We start from the raw sequence: 15,882 nt of genomic DNA, 5'->3' as shown, positions 1-15,882 counted from the left end.
TTGCTCTCGGGAAAACCGTAGCGCGATCACCGCGATCCGCGCCGAGCCTGTGGATAACTCTCGAAGCGTCGACGTTTCAGCAGGTCAGAGGCAGATCAAAGGTCGACGACCGGTGTTCGCTCCGGCTGCCGGGCGCCTACGCCGAGGTGCTCGCCGACACGATTGACGAGGAGTGTCATCTCGTAGGCGACCTGACCGATGTCCGCCTCCGCGGAGCTGAGAACGCACAGACAACTGCCGTCGCCGGCCGCCGTGACGAACAGCACCGCGTCGTCGAACTCGATCATCGTCTGGCGCACGCTGCCCGCGCGGAAGTGCCGCCCCGAGCCCTTGGCCAAACTGTGCAGGCCCGACGAGACCGCGGCCAGATGTTCCGCGTCCTCGCGCTTCAGTTCCGAGCTCGCGCCGGTCACCAGACCGTCGTTGGACAGCACCAGCGCGTGCCGCACGGGCTCCATGCGCTTGGTCAAGTCGTCGAGCAGCCAGCCGAGGCCCGTGTTCTGCGCCATGTTCCCGTCTCCCCGCCTTCTGTTCCCCCTGGCTGGAGGAACTGACCTGCCAGCCTTCCCCACCATCGGCCCTCCGGCAAGCATGATGAGGACATGGCACAGAAGATGACCGAGGACCAGTGGCGGGCTTTCGTCTCGCACGGCACCCGTACCGGCAAGCTGTCGACCGTCCGGGCGGACGGCAGCCCGCATATCGCACCGATCTGGTTTTTGCTGGACGGGGACGAGTTGGTGTTCAACACCGGAGCGGAGACCGTCAAAGGGCGGAATCTGGCGCGAGACGGGCGTGTCGCCCTATGTGTGGACGATGACAGGCCTCCCTTCGCGTTCGTGATTCTGCAGGGGCAGGCGCGGCTGAGCGACGATCTCGCCGAAGTGCGGCACTGGGCCGCCAGGCTCGGCGCCCGCTACATGGGTGAGGGGCTCGCCGAGGAGTTCGGCGAGCGCAATGGCGTGCCCGGTGAGCTGCTCGTGCGCGTCAAGATCGACAAGGTGGTCGCGCAGGGCGCGGTCGCCGACTGACGGCGCCTCGGCCACCTGCCTCAGCCCACCGTGTCGAGCAGCCGGGCGGTATGCATCCGCCCGGCATACTCGACCAGGCGTATCAGCACCTCCTTTCCCGAATCGCGGTCCCGTGCGTCGCACAGCACCACGGGGGTGCCGCGGTCGAGGTCCAGGGCCCGTGACACTTCATGTGCACCGTACGTACGCGCGGTCGCGAAGCAGTTGACGGCCACCACGAACGGGATGTGCCGGTGCTCGAAGTAGTCGACGGCGGGGAAGCAGTCCTCGAGCCGTCGGGTGTCCGCGAGGACGACGGCACCGAGCGCGCCCTGGGACAACTCGTCCCACAGGAACCAGAAACGGTCCTGCCCCGGCGTACCGAAGAGGTACAGCGACAGGCCGGACCTGATGGTGATGCGGCCGAAGTCCATGGCGACGGTCGTCGTGGTCTTGCGGTCGACTCCGCCGGTGTCGTCCACCGACTGGCCCGCCTCGCTGAGGAGTTCCTCGGTGCGCAGCGGACGGATTTCGCTGACCGCGCCGACCAGGGTGGTCTTGCCCACCCCGAAGCCGCCCGCGACCAGGATCTTCAACGCCATGGCGGTCGTGTCGCCGCCGTCGGCGTCAGAGTGCTCGGAGCCCATCGATCACCTCTCGCAGGATCTTCTCGTCGGGTAGCTGTGCGGGTGGCACGGGTCGGTTCACATTCACGCAGCCCATTTCCAGCAGGTCGCCGAGCAGTACTCTGACCACGCCCACGGGCAGATCGGCGCCGGCCGCCAGTTCGGCGACCGACTGGGTCTCGGTACGGCACAGTTCGATGAGCGATCGGTGTTCCGGGCCGAGCGCGGTGTCATCCCCGGGACTCGGTGCGTTCGCGTCCAGCGCCACGAGTGCGATCAGGTCGAAGCGCACTCCGCTGGGGCCCGGACGGGTCCGCCCGCCCGTCATCGCGTAGGGACGGACCAACGGTCCGGCCTCGTTGTCGTACCACTGGCTGCCGGCGTCGCGCGGGACGCCGCTCTCGTCCTCGGTCATCCGCGTCTGCCGCCCTGTCTCATCCGGCAGCCGGCGGCTGAGCCGCGAAGCGCGGAGGGGTGTGGAGATGTTCGCCCACCCGTTTGACGAGGCGCGCCATCTCGTAGGCGACCAGGCCGATGTCGGCGGTCACGGAGCTGAGCACGGCGAGGCAGGAGCCGTCGCCCGCAGCTGCCACGAACAGGAAGCCGTCGTCCATCTCCACCATGGTCTGACGCACTCCCCCGGCTCCGAAGTGCCGACCCGCCCCCTTGGCGAGGCTGTGAAATCCGGAGGCGACAGCGGCGAGGTGTTCGGCGTCCTCTCGAGTGAGGGCGGTCGAGGCGCCGACGGCGAGTCCGTCGTTGGAGAGGACCACGGCGTGCCGTACCTCGCCGACGCGCAGCACCAAGTCATCGAGCAGCCAGTCGAGTTCGCCGGCCCTGCCGGCGGTGATGCTCTGATCCTGGATCATGCGTGGTCTCCTTCGGTGCTGTCACTGGCCGGGGCGGGGCCTGGGATGTCGGGGACCGCGCCGACGATGCCCGGCCTGCGGCCGCCTCCGCGGGTCCAGCCGTCGCGGTAGGCGGCCATACGGTCCCGTACCTCTTCGGGGGTGCGTCCGGTGTCTTCGCGGACGCTCACGGTCCCGGCAGCGTCGTCTTGGGGGCGCTCGCGCAGCTGTGGGGCAAGGCTGGCCTGACGCACGCGGCGCGGGAGGTCGTCCGAAGGCTCCGGGGCGGTGTCGGGTTCCGTTGCCGGAGGCTTGTGCAGGCGAAGGGCCGTGACGCCTGGGGGTGTCGCCGCCGGGGCATCCGTCGACGCGGTCAGCGCGGGGCGGGCGGCCGGGGCCGGAACGGAGTTGCCGTTCAGCGGTGTGGCATCGGGCACGCGCGCGTGCGCGCTCTGTTCACGGTCACGTTCCATGGTGTGGCCTCCGGCACTCTCCGGCGTGGCGCTCTGCAGTAGTGCGGTAGGCAGGAGGACGACCGCGGTGGTACCGCCGTAAGGGGACGTGCGGAGGTGCACTTTGATCCCGTGTCGCGCGGCGAGCCTGCTGACGACGAAGAGACCCAGTTGATCACTGTCGAACAGATCGAGCGCCTCGGACTGCTCGATGCGGCGGTTGGCCTCGGCCAGGGCCTCCGTGCCCATGCCCAGGCCACGGTCCTCGATCTCCAGGGCGTAGCCGTTGCCGACCGGTTCGCCGTTGACCCGCACCTTGGTGTGGGGCGGCGAGAACTGGGCGGCGTTCTCGACGAGTTCGGCCAGGAGATGGGTGAGGTCGGCGACTGCCGTCCCGAGGACCGCGGCGGTGGGGAGTTGTCGTACCTCCACGCGCGCGTAGTCCTCGATTTCGGAGACGGCCGCTCGGACGACGTTCGTCAAGGAGACGGGCAGACGCCAGGCGCGTCCCGGCGCGGCTCCGGAGAGGATGATCAGGCTCTCCGCGTGTCGCCTCATCCGGGTGGTGAGGTGGTCGAGCCGGAAGAGGTCGCTGAGTTCGTTCGGGTCGTCCGCCCGGCGCTCCATGCCGTCGAGGAGGCTGAGCTGGCGATGGACGAGGACCTGGCTCCTGCGGGCGAGGTTGACGAAGACGCCCGAGATGCCGCTGGCGAGTTCGGCGCGCTCGATGGCGGCGCGCAGGGCCGCCCGGTGCACCGTGCCGAGCGCTTCGTAGACCTGCCCCGTCTCATCCTCCGCAGGCGGCCCCGGGGGTGCTTCGGCGTGGATGTCGATCTCCTCACCGGCGCGCAGCCTCCTCATGGCGTGCGGGAGTTTGTGGCGGGCGATCTCCAGGGCGCCGTTGCGCAGACTCACCAGCTCGACGACGAGGCCTCGCCCGATGCGTACGGAGATGACCAGTGAGGCGACGACGGCGAGGAGCCCGAGGAACACGGCGACGCCTGCCGGTGTGAGCAATCCGCGGGTCAACGGGTCGGCCCGGTCTGCGGCGCTGCGGCTCGCGCCCACGTCGATCGCCTGCAGCTCGTCCCGTACCGCGGCATGGGAGCTGTCCCACTTGGCTGCCGATGACGCGTCGGCGGCTTTGCGGCCCGGCGCCGCGACGAGCACCTTGTCCTCGACGGCGCGCACGTCGGCGTACGCACGTCCCTCCACGAGGGCCTGCCACGCTTCACGTTCGGATCCGTGCAGATCCGCAACCGCCGCGTCGGTCAGGGTCCGCCGGGTGTCGACGGCTCCGGTGAACTGTCGCAGTCGCTCACCGTCGAGGGAGCCGTCGAGCCGGGCGCTGGACAGGACGGCGTCCTCGCGGGCCAGCATCTCGGCGGCTCGGGAGAATTCGAGCAGCACGCGCGCGTCGGAGCCGAGTTCGGCATCCTGGATGCCGGTGAGAGCGCCGCCGACCCCGAAGGCGGCCGAGATGGTTTTCGTGTACTGGCCGTAGGTCGCGTCCCAGCCCGTGCGCCCGTCGATCACGTCGGCCCGCAACGTGCTCAGGCGCTCGACAGCGGTGACGAACGACGCGAGCCTGGAGGCCACGCCGGTGGGCATGTCGGCTCCGTCGGCGACCGTCCCGCCCTCACCGCGGCGCAGCTTCGCGATCGCGCGGTCCGTGCGTTCCGCCCGCCTCTTGAGGTCGCTGCCACCGTCGGGCGCGGGTCGGGTCGCGTAACGCACCGCTGCCACGCGCTCTGCCTGCAGTGCGGCGACGGCCGTGTCGACAGGGCCGCGTACCTCCGCGTCGACGCGCTGCAGTTGCCGCAGGTGAGCGACGTCCTGGGCCGTGCTGACCGTGGCATACCCCCACAGCCCGATCAGGGAGACGACCGGAACCATCAGCAGGCACACGATCTTGGCTCGTACGGTGCGCGGGCGCGGCCACCACGAGTGTTCACGCGACGCGGGGGCCGTCGACGGTCCGGGCTCCCCGGGGGCTTCCGCGTCGGGGCGTTCGTCGGCGGGCGGCCCCGCGTGCGCGCGTCGACCACGTGCGGGGGCCACGGTCTTCGGCGGCGGCATGTCGTCGGCCGGGTCAGGGGTCCTGGGGGGTGTAGGCATGGCCTCCTCGCTCGGAGAGATATCGGGATGTCAGCCCGTTCGTGACCGGGCCGGAGGCGCTGCTATCCGGCGGCTCGCTCCACCGGACGCTGGGCCGCCACGGAGGCCTCACGCTCCCCCGAGGTCGGAGAGAGCGCGACGAACGCGGAGGTCAGGAAGAGATAGGAGCCGAGGCCGACCGCGAGAGGGAAGATGAACTGCATGGTCGTCGCGCCGGACAATGCCGCGCCCGACTCGGTGACCCGCACACTCACGGCCAGCATCCCGGTGTAGTGCATGCTGCTCACCGCCCCGCCCATGACAAGTGACGCGACGGCGACAGCGACAGGTGACTTGATGTTGAGAGCCGCCCACAGGGCCGCGGTCGCGGCAACGACGGCGATGACCACGGAGAGGCCGACCAGCACGGGGTCGTAGCGCACGTTGCCGTGCAGCCGCAGCGCGGCCATGCCCAGGTAGTGCATGGAGGCGACGCCGAGCCCGGTGGTGAGCCCGCCGAGCGCGAGCGCACGTCCGCGGTTACGGCCGTATCCGACGGCGAAGACCCCGACTCCGACGACGGCCATCGCGACGACGAGGCTCAGGATGGTCAAGGGCACGTTGTAGTGGATCTCCGTGCCGGTGACGCCGAAGCCGAGCATGGCCACGAAGTGCATCGTCCAGATGCCCGCCCCGATGGCGGAGGCCGCGGTGATGAGCCAGTTGCGGCGTGAGGTGCCCGTGGCGCCGAGCGCACGGACGGTGCAACGCAGCCCGAGAGCGGCGCCGATACAGGCCATCGCGTACGACAGCGCGGGGGTCAGCCAGCCGAAGGTGGCGTGGTCCAAGTGTCCCATGGCTCCGGGACGCTAGTCCGGGCGGGGGCGCACAACGGGGGCGCAGTTCGAAAGGTGTTGGAATATGACAGAGAGAGGGTCCTGAACGATCGCGTGGCGCTCGAACATGTGCCCCCAACGCGCATGCGAGTCGTTGCGCAATCATGGCCACATGAGCGATGACCACACGCGTGTCCGCGACTTCTTCTCCGCCCGAGCGGCCGACTGGGACAGCCGGTTCCCCGACGACGGGCCCGCCTACCGGGCCGCCGCGTCCGAACTCGGTCTTGAGCCCGGCGGGCGCGTCCTCGACGCCGGGTGTGGCACCGGACGCGCGCTGCCGGCGCTCAGGGAGGCCGTAGGGCCCTCGGGAATCGTGATCGGGGCCGATCTGACACCCGCGATGCTGGAGGCTGCCACACGGGCGGGCAGGGGCCGCGTGGGGCACCTCCTGCTCGCCGACGTGACGCGGCTGCCGGTGCGCGACGCGGCGCTCGATGCCGTGTTCGGCGCTGGCTTGGTCTCCCATCTTCCCGATCCGGCCGTGAACTTGAATGAGCTGCGACGTGTCGTACGCCCCGGCGGGATTCTTGCCCTCTTCCACCCCATCGGCCGGGCGGCGCTCGCGGCTCGGCAGGGTCGCCAGCTCACCCAGGACGATCTGCGTGCCGAGGCGAACCTCCGCCCGTTGCTCGCCGGTGCCGGCTGGCGGCTGACCTCGTACGTCGACGAGGACTCACGGTTCCTCGCTCTGGCCGTCCGAGAGGAGTAGGCCGACAGCGCCCGTCCGGACGGGCAACACACCCGGTCGGCGGGAGGTTCACGAAGATGTCGCCGAGAACGCCTCGGTCAGGCGATCTGGGCCCGATGTGACCTGATCTGCAGGATGCGGGCGTCCTGCCACGGCGCAGGCGAACGCCTCCGGGTTGTCGAACATGACGTTGTGCCCCGCCCTCGGCACGGTGACGACCTTCACCCCGGAGGCGATCAGCTCGCGTGCCCCCGGAAGCTCGCCGCTCCGCGCTCCCTGCAAGAAGACGCGCTCGCCGGGCAGTTCCATGAGCATCGCGCGCATCGTGGGTCGCGTTCCCCTCACCAGTCCTCTCGCGCTGCGGTGCAGGGCTCGGGGGTCGGCCAGCCGCATGGTCGCCGCCCACGTGGGGCCGACCTTGTCGAGCACGCGCGCGTAGCCGTCGGTCACGAAGTCCTCCTCTTCGTAAGCCGCGATGCCGCTACTGCCCTCTGTCACTGCCGGGTCGGGGTCGAGGTTGGCCTCGGTGAGCACCAGACGGGACACCAGATCGCCTCGGCGGTACGCGAGCGCGATGGCGACGGCCCCGCCCATGCTGTGCGCGACTATCTCCGCACCGGTCACCTGAGCCTCGTCCAGCGCGGCGGCCAGGGCATCCGCGTGTTCCTCCAGGGAGTAACCGAAGTCCGCCGGACGGTCGCTGATGCCGTGGCCCGGCAGATCGACGAAGAGCGACCGGCGTCCCGCCAGCTCGGGCCTGGCCGCGATGTGCGCGTGATAGACCGACGACGCCGCGCCGAGCCCGTGCACGTACACCCGGGCCGGGTCGGCTCCTTCGCTCTCCGTCCAGCGGACACAGCTGCCGTGCGCGTCGAACCGTGCCTGTCGCATCGTCACTCCCTCACTCGTTCACCTATACACCCACGGGAGAATACATCGCCGCCGATGTATTGCCAGGGAAAGGTACACCGCCGGTACGGCAGAATGCACGGCATGCTCGAACTGGCCATCCTCGGATTTCTCTACGACGCGCCCCTGCACGGCTACGAACTGCGCAAGCGCATCACGGCGCTGACCGGGCACGTACGCCCGGTCGCGGAGAGCACGCTGTACCCCGCCATCAAACGGCTGGAGAAGGCCGGACTGCTGGCCCGCGAGACACAGCCCGGTTCCGTGGCGGCACCCCGCCATGTCCTGAACCTCACGGCGGAAGGCAGGAGGGAGCTGTGCCGCAGGCTCACGGAGCCGCAGCAGGCCGACATCACCGATGAGAACCGCTGGTTCACGGTCCTCGCCTTTCTCCGCCACGTCGACGACAAGGCGGCCCAGGCCGCGGTCCTCGAGCGCCGTCTGGCCTTCCTCGAGGAGCCGGCCAGTTTCTTCTACGACGGCGAGCGCCCGCTGCGCGCCGAGGAACTCGACGATCCGTTCCGACGCGGCATCCTCACCATCGCCCGCGCGACGAGCCGTGCCGAACTCGCGTGGCTGCGGACGACATTGGACTCACTCCGCTGAGGTCGGCGCCGACTCGCCACTGTGCGGCACCGGACAGCCTCGGGCGCCGGGCACCGGGAACGTGCCGAGCTCACCGACTCGGTACCCCCGCGGGTAACCCTTGATCTCCCAGTTCTGCCGGGCGTAATGCGGCGCCTTGCGGGGCGGCATCAGGCGCACGGCCCGGCCGCGCAAACGCACCGCGCTCCTGACCACCTTGCGGGTGGCGGCGTTTGGTGGTGCGTAGCGGAAGGCGCGCAGAAGGGGCTCGTCAAGCAGGGCACGGGTCGAGGCACGCAACAAGGGCGCCAGAGGACGCGGGTACCAGGAGGCCATGAGGTCGAGGGTCGCGTCGGAGACCCTGCGTGCGCCCTCGTCCCACGCGAAGTGTGCCTCTTCGTAGGCATCGAGACACTTCTCGAAGGCTTCGTAGGAGTCCGGGATGTCCTGAATCCCCATGTGCCGCCCCAAGGTGCGGTAATAGACGGCGGCCGCGGTCTTCTCATGGCGTGACAGCTTGCGCCAGCCGTAGGCGTCGATCCAGCGCTTGGGCATCACCACGAACGTGCACAGCACATAGCGCATGTCTTGATTGCTGATGTCGTAGCTACGGTGCATCTGGTTGATGCGGCGGATCGCGGTGCGGCCCTCGTCCGTGCCGAAGCCGTGCTCCACGACAGTGTCGAGGAGCAGAGCCGTGTCGTCGTACCGCTTCTGCGCACGGTCCGTCAGTTCCGCCGTCTCGGCGAGGAGACGGCCGATACTGGGAACGGCGTAGGTGCGGTAGAGCGCGAGCTCGAGAGCACGCGTGTAATCCCAGGGGAACTCGTACGTCGCGGTGAGCCGGTAGATCGTCAGGGCGTCCTTCTCCGGATCGAGACGCCGAATCTCCTTGAGCCGGTCATAGCGCTTCACCGCACGGCCCCCCTTCTGTCGTCGGAGCTCCAACTCTACGTTGGGCTACAACAGATGAGTGATCATCAGCGGCAACCACAACCGGGGGAAGGTGGCCCACATGTTCGACAAGATCCGCAAGCTGTGGCGCACGGACGACGCTGCTGGCCGCAAGGAGGAGCGCCGCCCGCACAACCTCTTCGAGGCGGCTGCCGTCTACGTGGCCGCGTGTGCCGATGATGATCAGGACCGCGCGGACGAAGCCGCCGGCTGGGTGTCGCCGGAGGCGCTGTCCTTCGGTGTCAGCGAACTCGCGTGCCGAGCGGTCATCGCCCTCGCCCGGGAGCGCGACGAGCCGCCGGCGGACGTGGCACGTACGCTCCTCGGCCTGCCTGCCGCCTGACGTCCGTGTGCGTGGGCTCGGGGCAGGCCAGTGCCTCTTGGAGGGGGTCGCCTGTCTCGGCCGCGTGCGCGAGGCGTTCTCGGATCTCGCGCGGTGTACGTGGGCGATAGCCCGGGCCGTCGCCGCAGCACCCCTGCCGGAAGCGGAGCCCGGCCAACAGGACCACGCTCAAGGCGCGCCAGGCCGCCTTGTCGCGGCGCTTGGGCACGGCGAGTGCCGAGCCCGCGTTGAGCAACGGGCCCTCGCATTGCGGGCAGACGTCGGTACGCACGCGGTCGTAGTCGACCGGCTTCTTGAAAGAAGCACGGCACGGCAGGCAGACGTAGTGCGAACTGGCTCTGTGCATGACACCCAGCGTAGGCGTCCGGCACGGGGTCACACGAGCGAGATTCCCGGCGCGCACGAGCACCCCTCCTGGTCACACACCCCTCGACGGTCGAGCGGACCTGTGGTTAGGGTGCGCCGACAGACGAAGCGATGGGGAGGCCGGCATGGCAGGAACGGACGACGCTGTCGCCGCCGAGGACGACGCGCTGTACGTCCTGACCGCGGTGCTGCTGACGCCCGCGAAGTTCCCGAGTGTGCTCGGTGACGACTATCCGGAGGCGTGCGCGGCCCTGGGACTCGCGCCACTCGCCGCCGGGTACGGTCTGGTGCTCGGTCAGGACGGTGCGGGTGCCCGGTGGACCGTCGTCGTCGACGACGTGTCACTCGTGGCCGTCGCCATCGCCTCCTGGGACTGCGGCATGGAGTACGACCTGTCGCCCGACGAACGTACGGTGGCCGCCGCGTTGCCCGGCTGGCCGCTCGCGGTCGCCGTCGCGGCGCCCAACGTGCCCGCCCCGCACGACCCCGAGCCCGAGGAAGCGGACCAGAGGCCGCTCTCACCTCCTCAGTCCGACACCTGGGGTCCTGCTCAGCGTCGGCTGGGCGCCGACGAGATCGCGCTCCAGTGGGCGGCGTGGCGCGAGCAGATCGACGACGCCGACTTCTTGACCGACGGCGCCGAGGACGAGGCTGCTCAGGAGGGCGGGGGCGCCGGCCCCGGGAGCGGCAAAGGTCCCACGGCCGATGGCCATGGCGACGCCGATGCCGATGCCGATGCCGATGCCGATGCCGCTCAGGCTCCCCTCACCGGGGTGCGTCGAGTGTTGGCGGAGGCACGGGCGTATGTGAACGCTCCGCCGCCGCTGGGCCGCGTGCGGTCCTCGTTCGCCTCTGGAGAGGCCCGCACCCTTCGTGCCGACGGCCCTGGCTGGTCCATGGTCGCCAGGACCGACGACATCGCGTTCGTGCTTCTCGACGAAGAGCCCGGCGAGGTACTGCCGGTGGGCCGCGGCCCCGAACTCCCCTCGCTCCTCGACGCTCTCGACAAGATGGCCGTACGCCCCACCTGATCGCTCCGATCGGCGCGACCCCCTGGTCACGCGTCTCGTGAGGGGTCCAGTTCGGAGGCGAGGAGAAACGCGCCCATGGCGGTGTCGTGGTCCGCGTGACCGCGCAGAGCCACCAGTTCGGCGCGCCAGGTCCCGTCCCACGACGTCGCCCGGCCACCCGCACGCACCAGCGCGAGCGCCATCACCCCGGCCACTGTGGTCCCTCGCTCGCGCAGCAGCCGGGCGGCCGCGAGCAGGGCCGCACGCGCGCGTGGCGCCGGGACATCGAGATGGACTTCGCTCCCCAGGGGCAGCCGTTCGGGGCGCTCCTCCACCAGATCCAGCAGCCGCTCCCAGCGCGCCGCGTGATGTTCGCCGTGGCGCACGGCAGCCAGCGACGTGTCCCACGTCAAGGCCGCCGCATCGGGGCACAGGCCCACGGCATGCAGCGACAGGGCCAAGGCATCGGCGAAGAGGAGCGTGTGGGCGGAGCCTCGCCGGACACGCACGGCCTCGGCGATGCCCTTGAGACGACGGAGCGCGTCGGCGCGCACCCGTGGCTCCGGCGTGCCGGCGAGTTCCTGAAGCCGCCGGATGACGTTCTTCAGGATGGGCCCTGCCACCGGCCCTCGGGGGAACCAGGACAACTGCTGTACGGCCGCGTTCCACTCCCGTCGGCGCCGCCGCGGGTCCGTGGCGACATCGGCGACGGCCCGCATGGCTTCGGCCGAACGTGGTGTGAACCAGGTGGGCAGGGCGCGGCACGCGGCGACCACAGTCTCTTCGCCGCCGTCCCTCACCAAGCGTGCCAGGAAATCCGCGTAGGCCTCCCCTGCAGATGCGCTTACGGGCCCCACGCGCGCGTGAACCACCGCTTCCCGTACTGCGGGTTCGTCCGCCGCCCGAGCCAGGCGATCGGCTACGGCGGGGCGGTCGATCTCTGCCAGGAGATGGCGCGCCACTACGGCGCGTACGTCGCGGTGTTGCCGCGGTGCGTCCCAGGCGGCCAGCAGCGCGTCGTACGCCGCGCCACCGGTGAGCGCGCCAAGGGCGCGGACGGCTTCCTTGCGGGAACCGACGGGGGCGTCCGCCGCACAGGCCACGGGGGCGAGCAGGGCAATCGCCTCCGGGTCCGGTACCACCGCCAGGAGTCGGCGTACGGATGCCATGGCGGCCCTCCCCCGGACGCCGCCCGTCCCGGCGTGCCGCAGCAGGATGCCCAGCAATGGCTCGGTGGTGTGCGGTACGCCGTCGTGAGCCTCGCCGACGACCTCGCCCAGCGCGCCGAGCGCCGCCGCGGCGACGGGTTGTGGCGCCGCATCCGCGAGGCTGGTCAGCAGCGCGGATTCGCGTACCTGGGCTGCCGCGTCGGCACGGGTGCGCAGGGGAGCCAGCTCGTCGGCGGCCACGCGCGCGTGGTGCTCGTCCCACGCGCGGCGTTGCGCGGGCAGCCAGCGACCGGTGACGCCTGTGTGCACCCCCGCGGCCCAGGGGGCGGTGCGGGGGCGGACGCGGCCTGTGAGCCCTTCCCGAGCGGCAAGCAGCACGGAGTCCAGCAGGTCGGTCCGCCGGGTCACGACGGTGCGCAGGATGACCGGCACCGACGCGAACGACGCGTCGCGGCCGATCAGTTCGGCGCTGCGTCGCTCCCGTAGCTCCACCGGGCCCACCCAGGCGGCCGCCGCGCGGGCGGCGATGTCCGGGTTGTCGGACTCCAGCGCCAGGGCACGCACCAGAGCGTCCAGTTCCGGCAGTGCGGTGAGGTGCGGCGCGAGGAGTTCCGCGAGCACGGTGCGCAGGTCGGGGCGTGCCGTTGTGCCCTGCGCTGTGGCGGACCAGATGGCACGCGCCGCTTCCTCGCCGATGCGCAGCGGCGCGATCGTCGTGCGGGAGCGTGGGTCGGACAGGACGTGGCAGAGCAGTTCCGTCGCGTAGACCGCGCGGTTGGATGTGCCGGTCACCGTGGCGCTCTCCGCGGCACGGCGGAGCAGTTGGTCCGCCGCGGCCAGGGTGTGGGTGGTCGAGTCGCGGGACTGGACGGTGGTCAGCGCCGCGTCACGCAGGACCCGGTCGGGCAGCGCCGCGAGCAGACCTGAGGGCGCCCCCGCGAGCTGTTGGAGGGCGGCCCTGCGCACCTCCTCCTGGTCGTGCCAGGCCCGCTCGCAGTCACCTGCGATCCGTGCGAACTCATCCGGGTCGCCTTCGAGTTCCGCGCAGGCGAGCAGCGCGGGCCAGGCCACCAGGCGCTGATGGACGCGGTGCCGCCCGGCCATGTCGCGCAGCATGGGTTCTCCCACAGCGAGCGGAAGCCCGGCGGCAAGGCGGCTCAACGTCCACTCCTGACGCGACAAGCGCTCCACCCAGGGCATGACGTGCGCCACCCTGTCGGCCGGCTCGAGGGCCGTGAGCGTGGCCAGGGGCAGGCTCCGTACGGAGCGGCGTCGGGCGCTGCGTTCCTCGACGAGGCGGCGCCGTTCCGGTGCGGGCAGCAGCACCAGGAGGCTGTCGGGCTCGATGTCGTGACGTCCCGGTCCCCGGTGCCGTGGCTGCGTCACGGGGCAGCGGCGGGCGAGATCCACCAGGTCCGCAGGTGAAAGCGCGTGCAGGGCTCGCATGGTGGCGGGCGGCAATGCTCCGGAGCAGATCCGCAGTTCACGGGGTGAGCCGTCCTGGTCGGGCGGGGCGGCGCGCAGGATCTCGAGGACTTCGGCCGGGCCACGGAGCAGCGTTCGGGCCGCTCGCGGGGTCAGGAGATCCGGGACCTGGGCCAGGAGCAGCAGCCCTGCCTCCAGGTCACGTTCCGCGGCCGCGCTCGCGATCGCACGGTAGCGGCCCACGAAGCGATGGCGGTCGCGGTTGGCGCGGCTCTCACCATGGGTGACGAGCAGTTGGGCCACGGCGAGCGGTGCGGTGCGGGTCAGCGCGCTCAGTACGCCCGCAGGCGGATCGAGTCGGGGCAACCATGCGCCGACCGTCTCGGCGGGGCATGCGGGCAGCAGGTGGGCGGCGTCCCGTGCGCCGAATCGTTCGTGGACCTCGGGCAGCAGGTGTGCGGCGAGGGCGCGTCGCCGACTCAGGCGCAGCACGCGGTAGGTCCCGTGCCGTGCCGCCCCGATGTCGCTCAACGCGAGCTGTTCCAGGGCCGTTTCCGGCACCGGAAGCCGGATGGCGGCCGAGAGGGCGCGGCGGCACAGGAGAGGTTCGGCGAGGGCGTCGGCGATGGTGGTGAGGTCGCGCCGGGCGACGGCGAGGAAGAGGGCGGTGTGCCGTTCGTCCGGGGTGCCTGCTGCGAGGGCCGCGCGGAGTGTGCCGTACGCGTCCTCGGTGAGCGCGCGGGCGTAACGGGCGAGGGCGCTCATGCGGGCCGGGAAGGGCAGTGGGTCGAAGTGAGCCGTCAGCCAGGCCGGGGTCAGCGGCGCGGGAGTGGGCTGCGGCTGGGGGGACGGCGTCTGCGACGCCTCGTGTGCGGCCATCAGCGATCACCGTGGGATCGCTGGGCCTCCTTTCGGGAAGTCATGTGCGCCATGGTCACGGCGGAACCGCCCGGGCGCAATGGGTTTTCCGCTCGCGGTGCCGCCATGGGCGGGACCGCGAGCGGAGAAGCCGTCAGCTGCACGGCGGGCAGCCCTTCACCGGTGTGATGCCCGATGCGGGGTGCCGGGTCAGTGCCCGATCTCCTTGCGCGAGACGCGGCGTAGCCTGCGCCGTTGTCCGGGGTCGAGGGTCAGATACGCCGCGGCCGGGACTCCGAGCACGATCAGGAGTGCGGCCCACCAGGGCAGCCAGATCAACAGGATGATGCCGGCCGCCACACCTCCTGCGGCGATCTTCGCGTTCTTCGACATGTGTGTCGCCTCCTTCGCGGCTGCTGCCGCTCTCTGTCCTGAGAAACGGGCTCAGGCCGTCCACGGTTCCAGATTGCTCCCCTGATAGACCCCTGAGGAGTGACCCTGACGTAACCCTGAGGTGCGCCGCGGTACGCGCGGCTACTCGGCCCGCAGCGGCTCGCCGACCTCGTACATGTGGCGCAGTACCTGTCGGTAGGAGTCGACGAATCCGGCCTCCGCGTACGGCACGCCCAGCTTGGCGCAGTGGGCGCGGACCAGCGGTTGGGCGCGCCGCAGGCTGGGGCGGGGCATGCTCGGGAACAGGTGGTGCTCGATCTGGTAGTTGAGTCCGCCCAGGAACCAGTCGGTCAGCGCGCTGCCGCGGATGTTGCGCGAGGTGAGGACCTGGCGGCTGAGGTGGCCCCAGCGCTCCCCGTCGGGGTCGGGCATCTCCATGCCCTTGTGGTTGGGCGCGAAGGCCAGTCCAAGGTGCAGGCCGAAGAGCGCCTGGTGGATGGCGGCGAAGGCGACGGCGTGTCCCACCGGCATGGTGGCGAGCAGGAGCGTCACGTATCCGATGAGGTGGGCCACCAGGAGGAAGCCCTCGACCAGTCGTTCGCGCGGGCCCTGGCGGCGCAGGTCCTGGAAGCCGTAGATCTTCATGGCGATGCCCTGGAGCAACGTCAGTGGGAAGAACAGCCAGGCCTGGTTGCGGGTGAGCCAGCGCCGGAAGCCCACGCGGAGCTTGGCCTGCTTGCTCGTCCAGACGAGGACGTCCGCGGCCACGTCGGGGTCCTTGTCGATGTGATTGGGGTTGGCGTGGTGGCGGTTGTGCTTGTCGTTCCACCATGCCGAGCTCATGCCGAGCAGGAGATTGCCGTGAATGAGCCCGATGGTGCGGCTCACGCCGCGGTCGCCGGTGATCTGGGAGTGCCCGGCGTCATGGCCTATGAACGCCGTACGGGCACACAGTGCGGCGAGGACGGGCGCGAGGAGCAGTACCCACCAGGAGCCGCCGATGAGGAACATGCCCGTCGCCACCGCGGCGAGGGCCACGGTGTTGATGGCGATGGTGCGGGCGTACCAGCCGGTGCGGCGGCCCAGGAGCCCCTGCTCCTTGACGGTGCGCAGGAGAGGTGCGAAATCGCTCCCGGCGGGCTGGCTCGTGGTGGAGCCTGGGGGACGTTCCGCGACTGCTGCGGCGGCCTGGGGCATGGTGAGGTCTCCGGTCTCTGGCTGGATCGGGCTGACGTGACCCAACTTATGAG

The 15,882-nt window shown here is 70.7% G+C and carries 16 protein-coding genes; 5 read left to right on the top strand and 11 right to left on the bottom strand.

Going from position 1 to position 15,882, the window contains the following annotated elements; all coding sequences use genetic code 11:
- Nucleotides 1–95: 95 nt before the first annotated feature.
- Nucleotides 96–509 (bottom strand): roadblock/LC7 domain-containing protein, encoded by a 414-nt coding sequence (locus tag AB0I94_RS08385; RefSeq protein ID WP_363308649.1) that lies wholly within the window; start codon nucleotides 507–509, stop codon nucleotides 96–98.
- 93 nt (nucleotides 510–602) lie between these two features.
- On the opposite strand from AB0I94_RS08385, the gene AB0I94_RS08380 reads away from it, so the two are divergent.
- Complete coding sequence (locus AB0I94_RS08380; protein WP_363308648.1) at nucleotides 603–1,031, top strand: PPOX class F420-dependent oxidoreductase; 429 nt, start codon at nucleotides 603–605, stop codon at nucleotides 1,029–1,031.
- A gap of 20 nt (nucleotides 1,032–1,051) precedes the next feature.
- On the opposite strand, the gene AB0I94_RS08375 is transcribed toward AB0I94_RS08380, so the two are convergent.
- From AB0I94_RS08375 to AB0I94_RS08355, 5 genes are all read right to left on the bottom strand, one after another.
- Nucleotides 1,052–1,657: an ATP/GTP-binding protein gene (locus AB0I94_RS08375; RefSeq protein WP_363308647.1), complete on the bottom strand. Its 606-nt coding sequence runs from the start codon at nucleotides 1,655–1,657 to the stop codon at nucleotides 1,052–1,054.
- Nucleotides 1,638–2,051, bottom strand: coding sequence for a DUF742 domain-containing protein (locus tag AB0I94_RS08370; RefSeq protein WP_363308646.1), 414 nt, complete (start codon nucleotides 2,049–2,051; stop codon nucleotides 1,638–1,640). The genes AB0I94_RS08375 and AB0I94_RS08370 overlap by 20 nt, the downstream gene beginning before the upstream one ends.
- 19 nt (nucleotides 2,052–2,070) lie before the next feature.
- Complete coding sequence (locus AB0I94_RS08365; protein WP_363308645.1) at nucleotides 2,071–2,505, bottom strand: roadblock/LC7 domain-containing protein; 435 nt, start codon at nucleotides 2,503–2,505, stop codon at nucleotides 2,071–2,073.
- The gene (locus AB0I94_RS08360; protein ID WP_363308644.1) at nucleotides 2,502–5,054 is read right to left on the bottom strand and encodes a nitrate- and nitrite sensing domain-containing protein; all 2,553 of its coding nucleotides are present in this window, start codon (nucleotides 5,052–5,054) and stop codon (nucleotides 2,502–2,504) included. The genes AB0I94_RS08365 and AB0I94_RS08360 overlap by 4 nt, the downstream gene beginning before the upstream one ends.
- A 62-nt stretch (nucleotides 5,055–5,116) precedes the next feature.
- Nucleotides 5,117–5,890, bottom strand: a complete 774-nt coding sequence (locus tag AB0I94_RS08355) for an MHYT domain-containing protein (protein ID WP_363308643.1) — start codon at nucleotides 5,888–5,890, stop codon at nucleotides 5,117–5,119.
- Nucleotides 5,891–6,041: 151 nt separating this feature from the next.
- Between AB0I94_RS08355 and AB0I94_RS08350 the strand changes: the two genes are divergently transcribed.
- Nucleotides 6,042–6,641: a methyltransferase domain-containing protein gene (locus AB0I94_RS08350; RefSeq protein ID WP_363308642.1), complete on the top strand. Its 600-nt coding sequence runs from the start codon at nucleotides 6,042–6,044 to the stop codon at nucleotides 6,639–6,641.
- A gap of 48 nt (nucleotides 6,642–6,689) precedes the next feature.
- On the opposite strand, the gene AB0I94_RS08345 is transcribed toward AB0I94_RS08350, so the two are convergent.
- Nucleotides 6,690–7,511, bottom strand: coding sequence for an alpha/beta hydrolase (locus tag AB0I94_RS08345; RefSeq protein ID WP_363308641.1), 822 nt, complete (start codon nucleotides 7,509–7,511; stop codon nucleotides 6,690–6,692).
- Nucleotides 7,512–7,613: 102 nt separating this feature from the next.
- Here AB0I94_RS08345 and AB0I94_RS08340 point away from each other — a divergent pair, with 102 nt between their 5' ends.
- Nucleotides 7,614–8,135 carry a PadR family transcriptional regulator gene (locus AB0I94_RS08340; RefSeq protein WP_363308640.1) on the top strand — a complete coding sequence of 174 codons (522 nt, stop codon included), beginning with the start codon at nucleotides 7,614–7,616 and terminating at the stop codon, nucleotides 8,133–8,135.
- Here AB0I94_RS08340 and AB0I94_RS08335 read toward each other — a convergent pair.
- A complete protein-coding gene (locus AB0I94_RS08335) occupies nucleotides 8,124–9,029 on the bottom strand; it encodes an oxygenase MpaB family protein (RefSeq protein WP_363308639.1) in 906 nt (301 codons plus the stop codon). The genes AB0I94_RS08340 and AB0I94_RS08335 overlap by 12 nt on opposite strands.
- A gap of 100 nt (nucleotides 9,030–9,129) precedes the next feature.
- Here AB0I94_RS08335 and AB0I94_RS08330 point away from each other — a divergent pair, with 100 nt between their 5' ends.
- Together AB0I94_RS08330 and AB0I94_RS08325 are read left to right on the top strand one after the other, a co-directional pair.
- Nucleotides 9,130–9,411 (top strand): hypothetical protein, encoded by a 282-nt coding sequence (locus AB0I94_RS08330; RefSeq protein WP_363308638.1) that lies wholly within the window; start codon nucleotides 9,130–9,132, stop codon nucleotides 9,409–9,411.
- Nucleotides 9,412–9,902: 491 nt separating this feature from the next.
- Nucleotides 9,903–10,808 (top strand): hypothetical protein, encoded by a 906-nt coding sequence (locus AB0I94_RS08325; RefSeq protein WP_363308637.1) that lies wholly within the window; start codon nucleotides 9,903–9,905, stop codon nucleotides 10,806–10,808.
- A 26-nt stretch (nucleotides 10,809–10,834) separates the two neighbouring features.
- Here the strand turns inward: AB0I94_RS08325 and AB0I94_RS08320 are convergent, their stop codons facing one another.
- The 3 genes from AB0I94_RS08320 to AB0I94_RS08310 all read right to left on the bottom strand — a co-directional run bounded on the left by AB0I94_RS08320 (nucleotide 10,835) and on the right by AB0I94_RS08310 (nucleotide 15,829).
- The gene (locus tag AB0I94_RS08320) at nucleotides 10,835–14,260 is read right to left on the bottom strand and encodes a hypothetical protein (protein ID WP_363308636.1); all 3,426 of its coding nucleotides are present in this window, start codon (nucleotides 14,258–14,260) and stop codon (nucleotides 10,835–10,837) included.
- A 189-nt stretch (nucleotides 14,261–14,449) separates the two neighbouring features.
- Complete coding sequence (locus AB0I94_RS08315) at nucleotides 14,450–14,632, bottom strand: hypothetical protein (RefSeq protein ID WP_160502917.1); 183 nt, start codon at nucleotides 14,630–14,632, stop codon at nucleotides 14,450–14,452.
- Between the two features lie 141 nt (nucleotides 14,633–14,773).
- A complete protein-coding gene (locus AB0I94_RS08310; protein WP_363308635.1) occupies nucleotides 14,774–15,829 on the bottom strand; it encodes an acyl-CoA desaturase in 1,056 nt (351 codons plus the stop codon).
- Nucleotides 15,830–15,882 lie beyond the last annotated feature (53 nt).

Origin of the sequence: Streptomyces sp. NPDC050147, from assembly GCF_040660195.1 — a bacterium.
In the GTDB taxonomy this organism is placed as follows: Bacteria; Actinomycetota; Actinomycetes; order Streptomycetales; family Streptomycetaceae; genus Streptomyces.
The sequence above is the reverse complement of the archived record's forward strand: the minus strand, read 5'-3'. Positions and strand labels throughout refer to the sequence as shown.

Bases quoted from the DNA above. Each gene is read 5' to 3' on its own strand.
- AB0I94_RS08375 (WP_363308647.1), bottom strand. From the start codon at position 1,657: ATGGGCTCCGAGCACTCTGACGCCGACGGCGGCGACACGACCGCCATG.
- AB0I94_RS08365 (WP_363308645.1), bottom strand. From the start codon at position 2,505: ATGATCCAGGATCAGAGCATCACCGCCGGCAGGGCCGGCGAACTCGAC.
- AB0I94_RS08380 (WP_363308648.1), top strand. From the start codon at position 603: ATGGCACAGAAGATGACCGAGGACCAGTGGCGGGCTTTCGTCTCGCAC.
- AB0I94_RS08325 (WP_363308637.1), top strand. From the start codon at position 9,903: ATGGCAGGAACGGACGACGCTGTCGCCGCCGAGGACGACGCGCTGTAC.
- AB0I94_RS08370 (WP_363308646.1), bottom strand. From the start codon at position 2,051: ATGACCGAGGACGAGAGCGGCGTCCCGCGCGACGCCGGCAGCCAGTGG.
- AB0I94_RS08355 (WP_363308643.1), bottom strand. From the start codon at position 5,890: ATGGGACACTTGGACCACGCCACCTTCGGCTGGCTGACCCCCGCGCTG.
- AB0I94_RS08340 (WP_363308640.1), top strand. From the start codon at position 7,614: ATGCTCGAACTGGCCATCCTCGGATTTCTCTACGACGCGCCCCTGCAC.
- AB0I94_RS08315 (WP_160502917.1), bottom strand. From the start codon at position 14,632: ATGTCGAAGAACGCGAAGATCGCCGCAGGAGGTGTGGCGGCCGGCATC.
- AB0I94_RS08310 (WP_363308635.1), bottom strand. From the start codon at position 15,829: ATGCCCCAGGCCGCCGCAGCAGTCGCGGAACGTCCCCCAGGCTCCACC.
- AB0I94_RS08320 (WP_363308636.1), bottom strand. From the start codon at position 14,260: ATGGCCGCACACGAGGCGTCGCAGACGCCGTCCCCCCAGCCGCAGCCC.
- AB0I94_RS08360 (WP_363308644.1), bottom strand. From the start codon at position 5,054: ATGCCTACACCCCCCAGGACCCCTGACCCGGCCGACGACATGCCGCCG.
- AB0I94_RS08345 (WP_363308641.1), bottom strand. From the start codon at position 7,511: ATGCGACAGGCACGGTTCGACGCGCACGGCAGCTGTGTCCGCTGGACG.
- AB0I94_RS08385 (WP_363308649.1), bottom strand. From the start codon at position 509: ATGGCGCAGAACACGGGCCTCGGCTGGCTGCTCGACGACTTGACCAAG.
- AB0I94_RS08350 (WP_363308642.1), top strand. From the start codon at position 6,042: ATGAGCGATGACCACACGCGTGTCCGCGACTTCTTCTCCGCCCGAGCG.
- AB0I94_RS08330 (WP_363308638.1), top strand. From the start codon at position 9,130: ATGTTCGACAAGATCCGCAAGCTGTGGCGCACGGACGACGCTGCTGGC.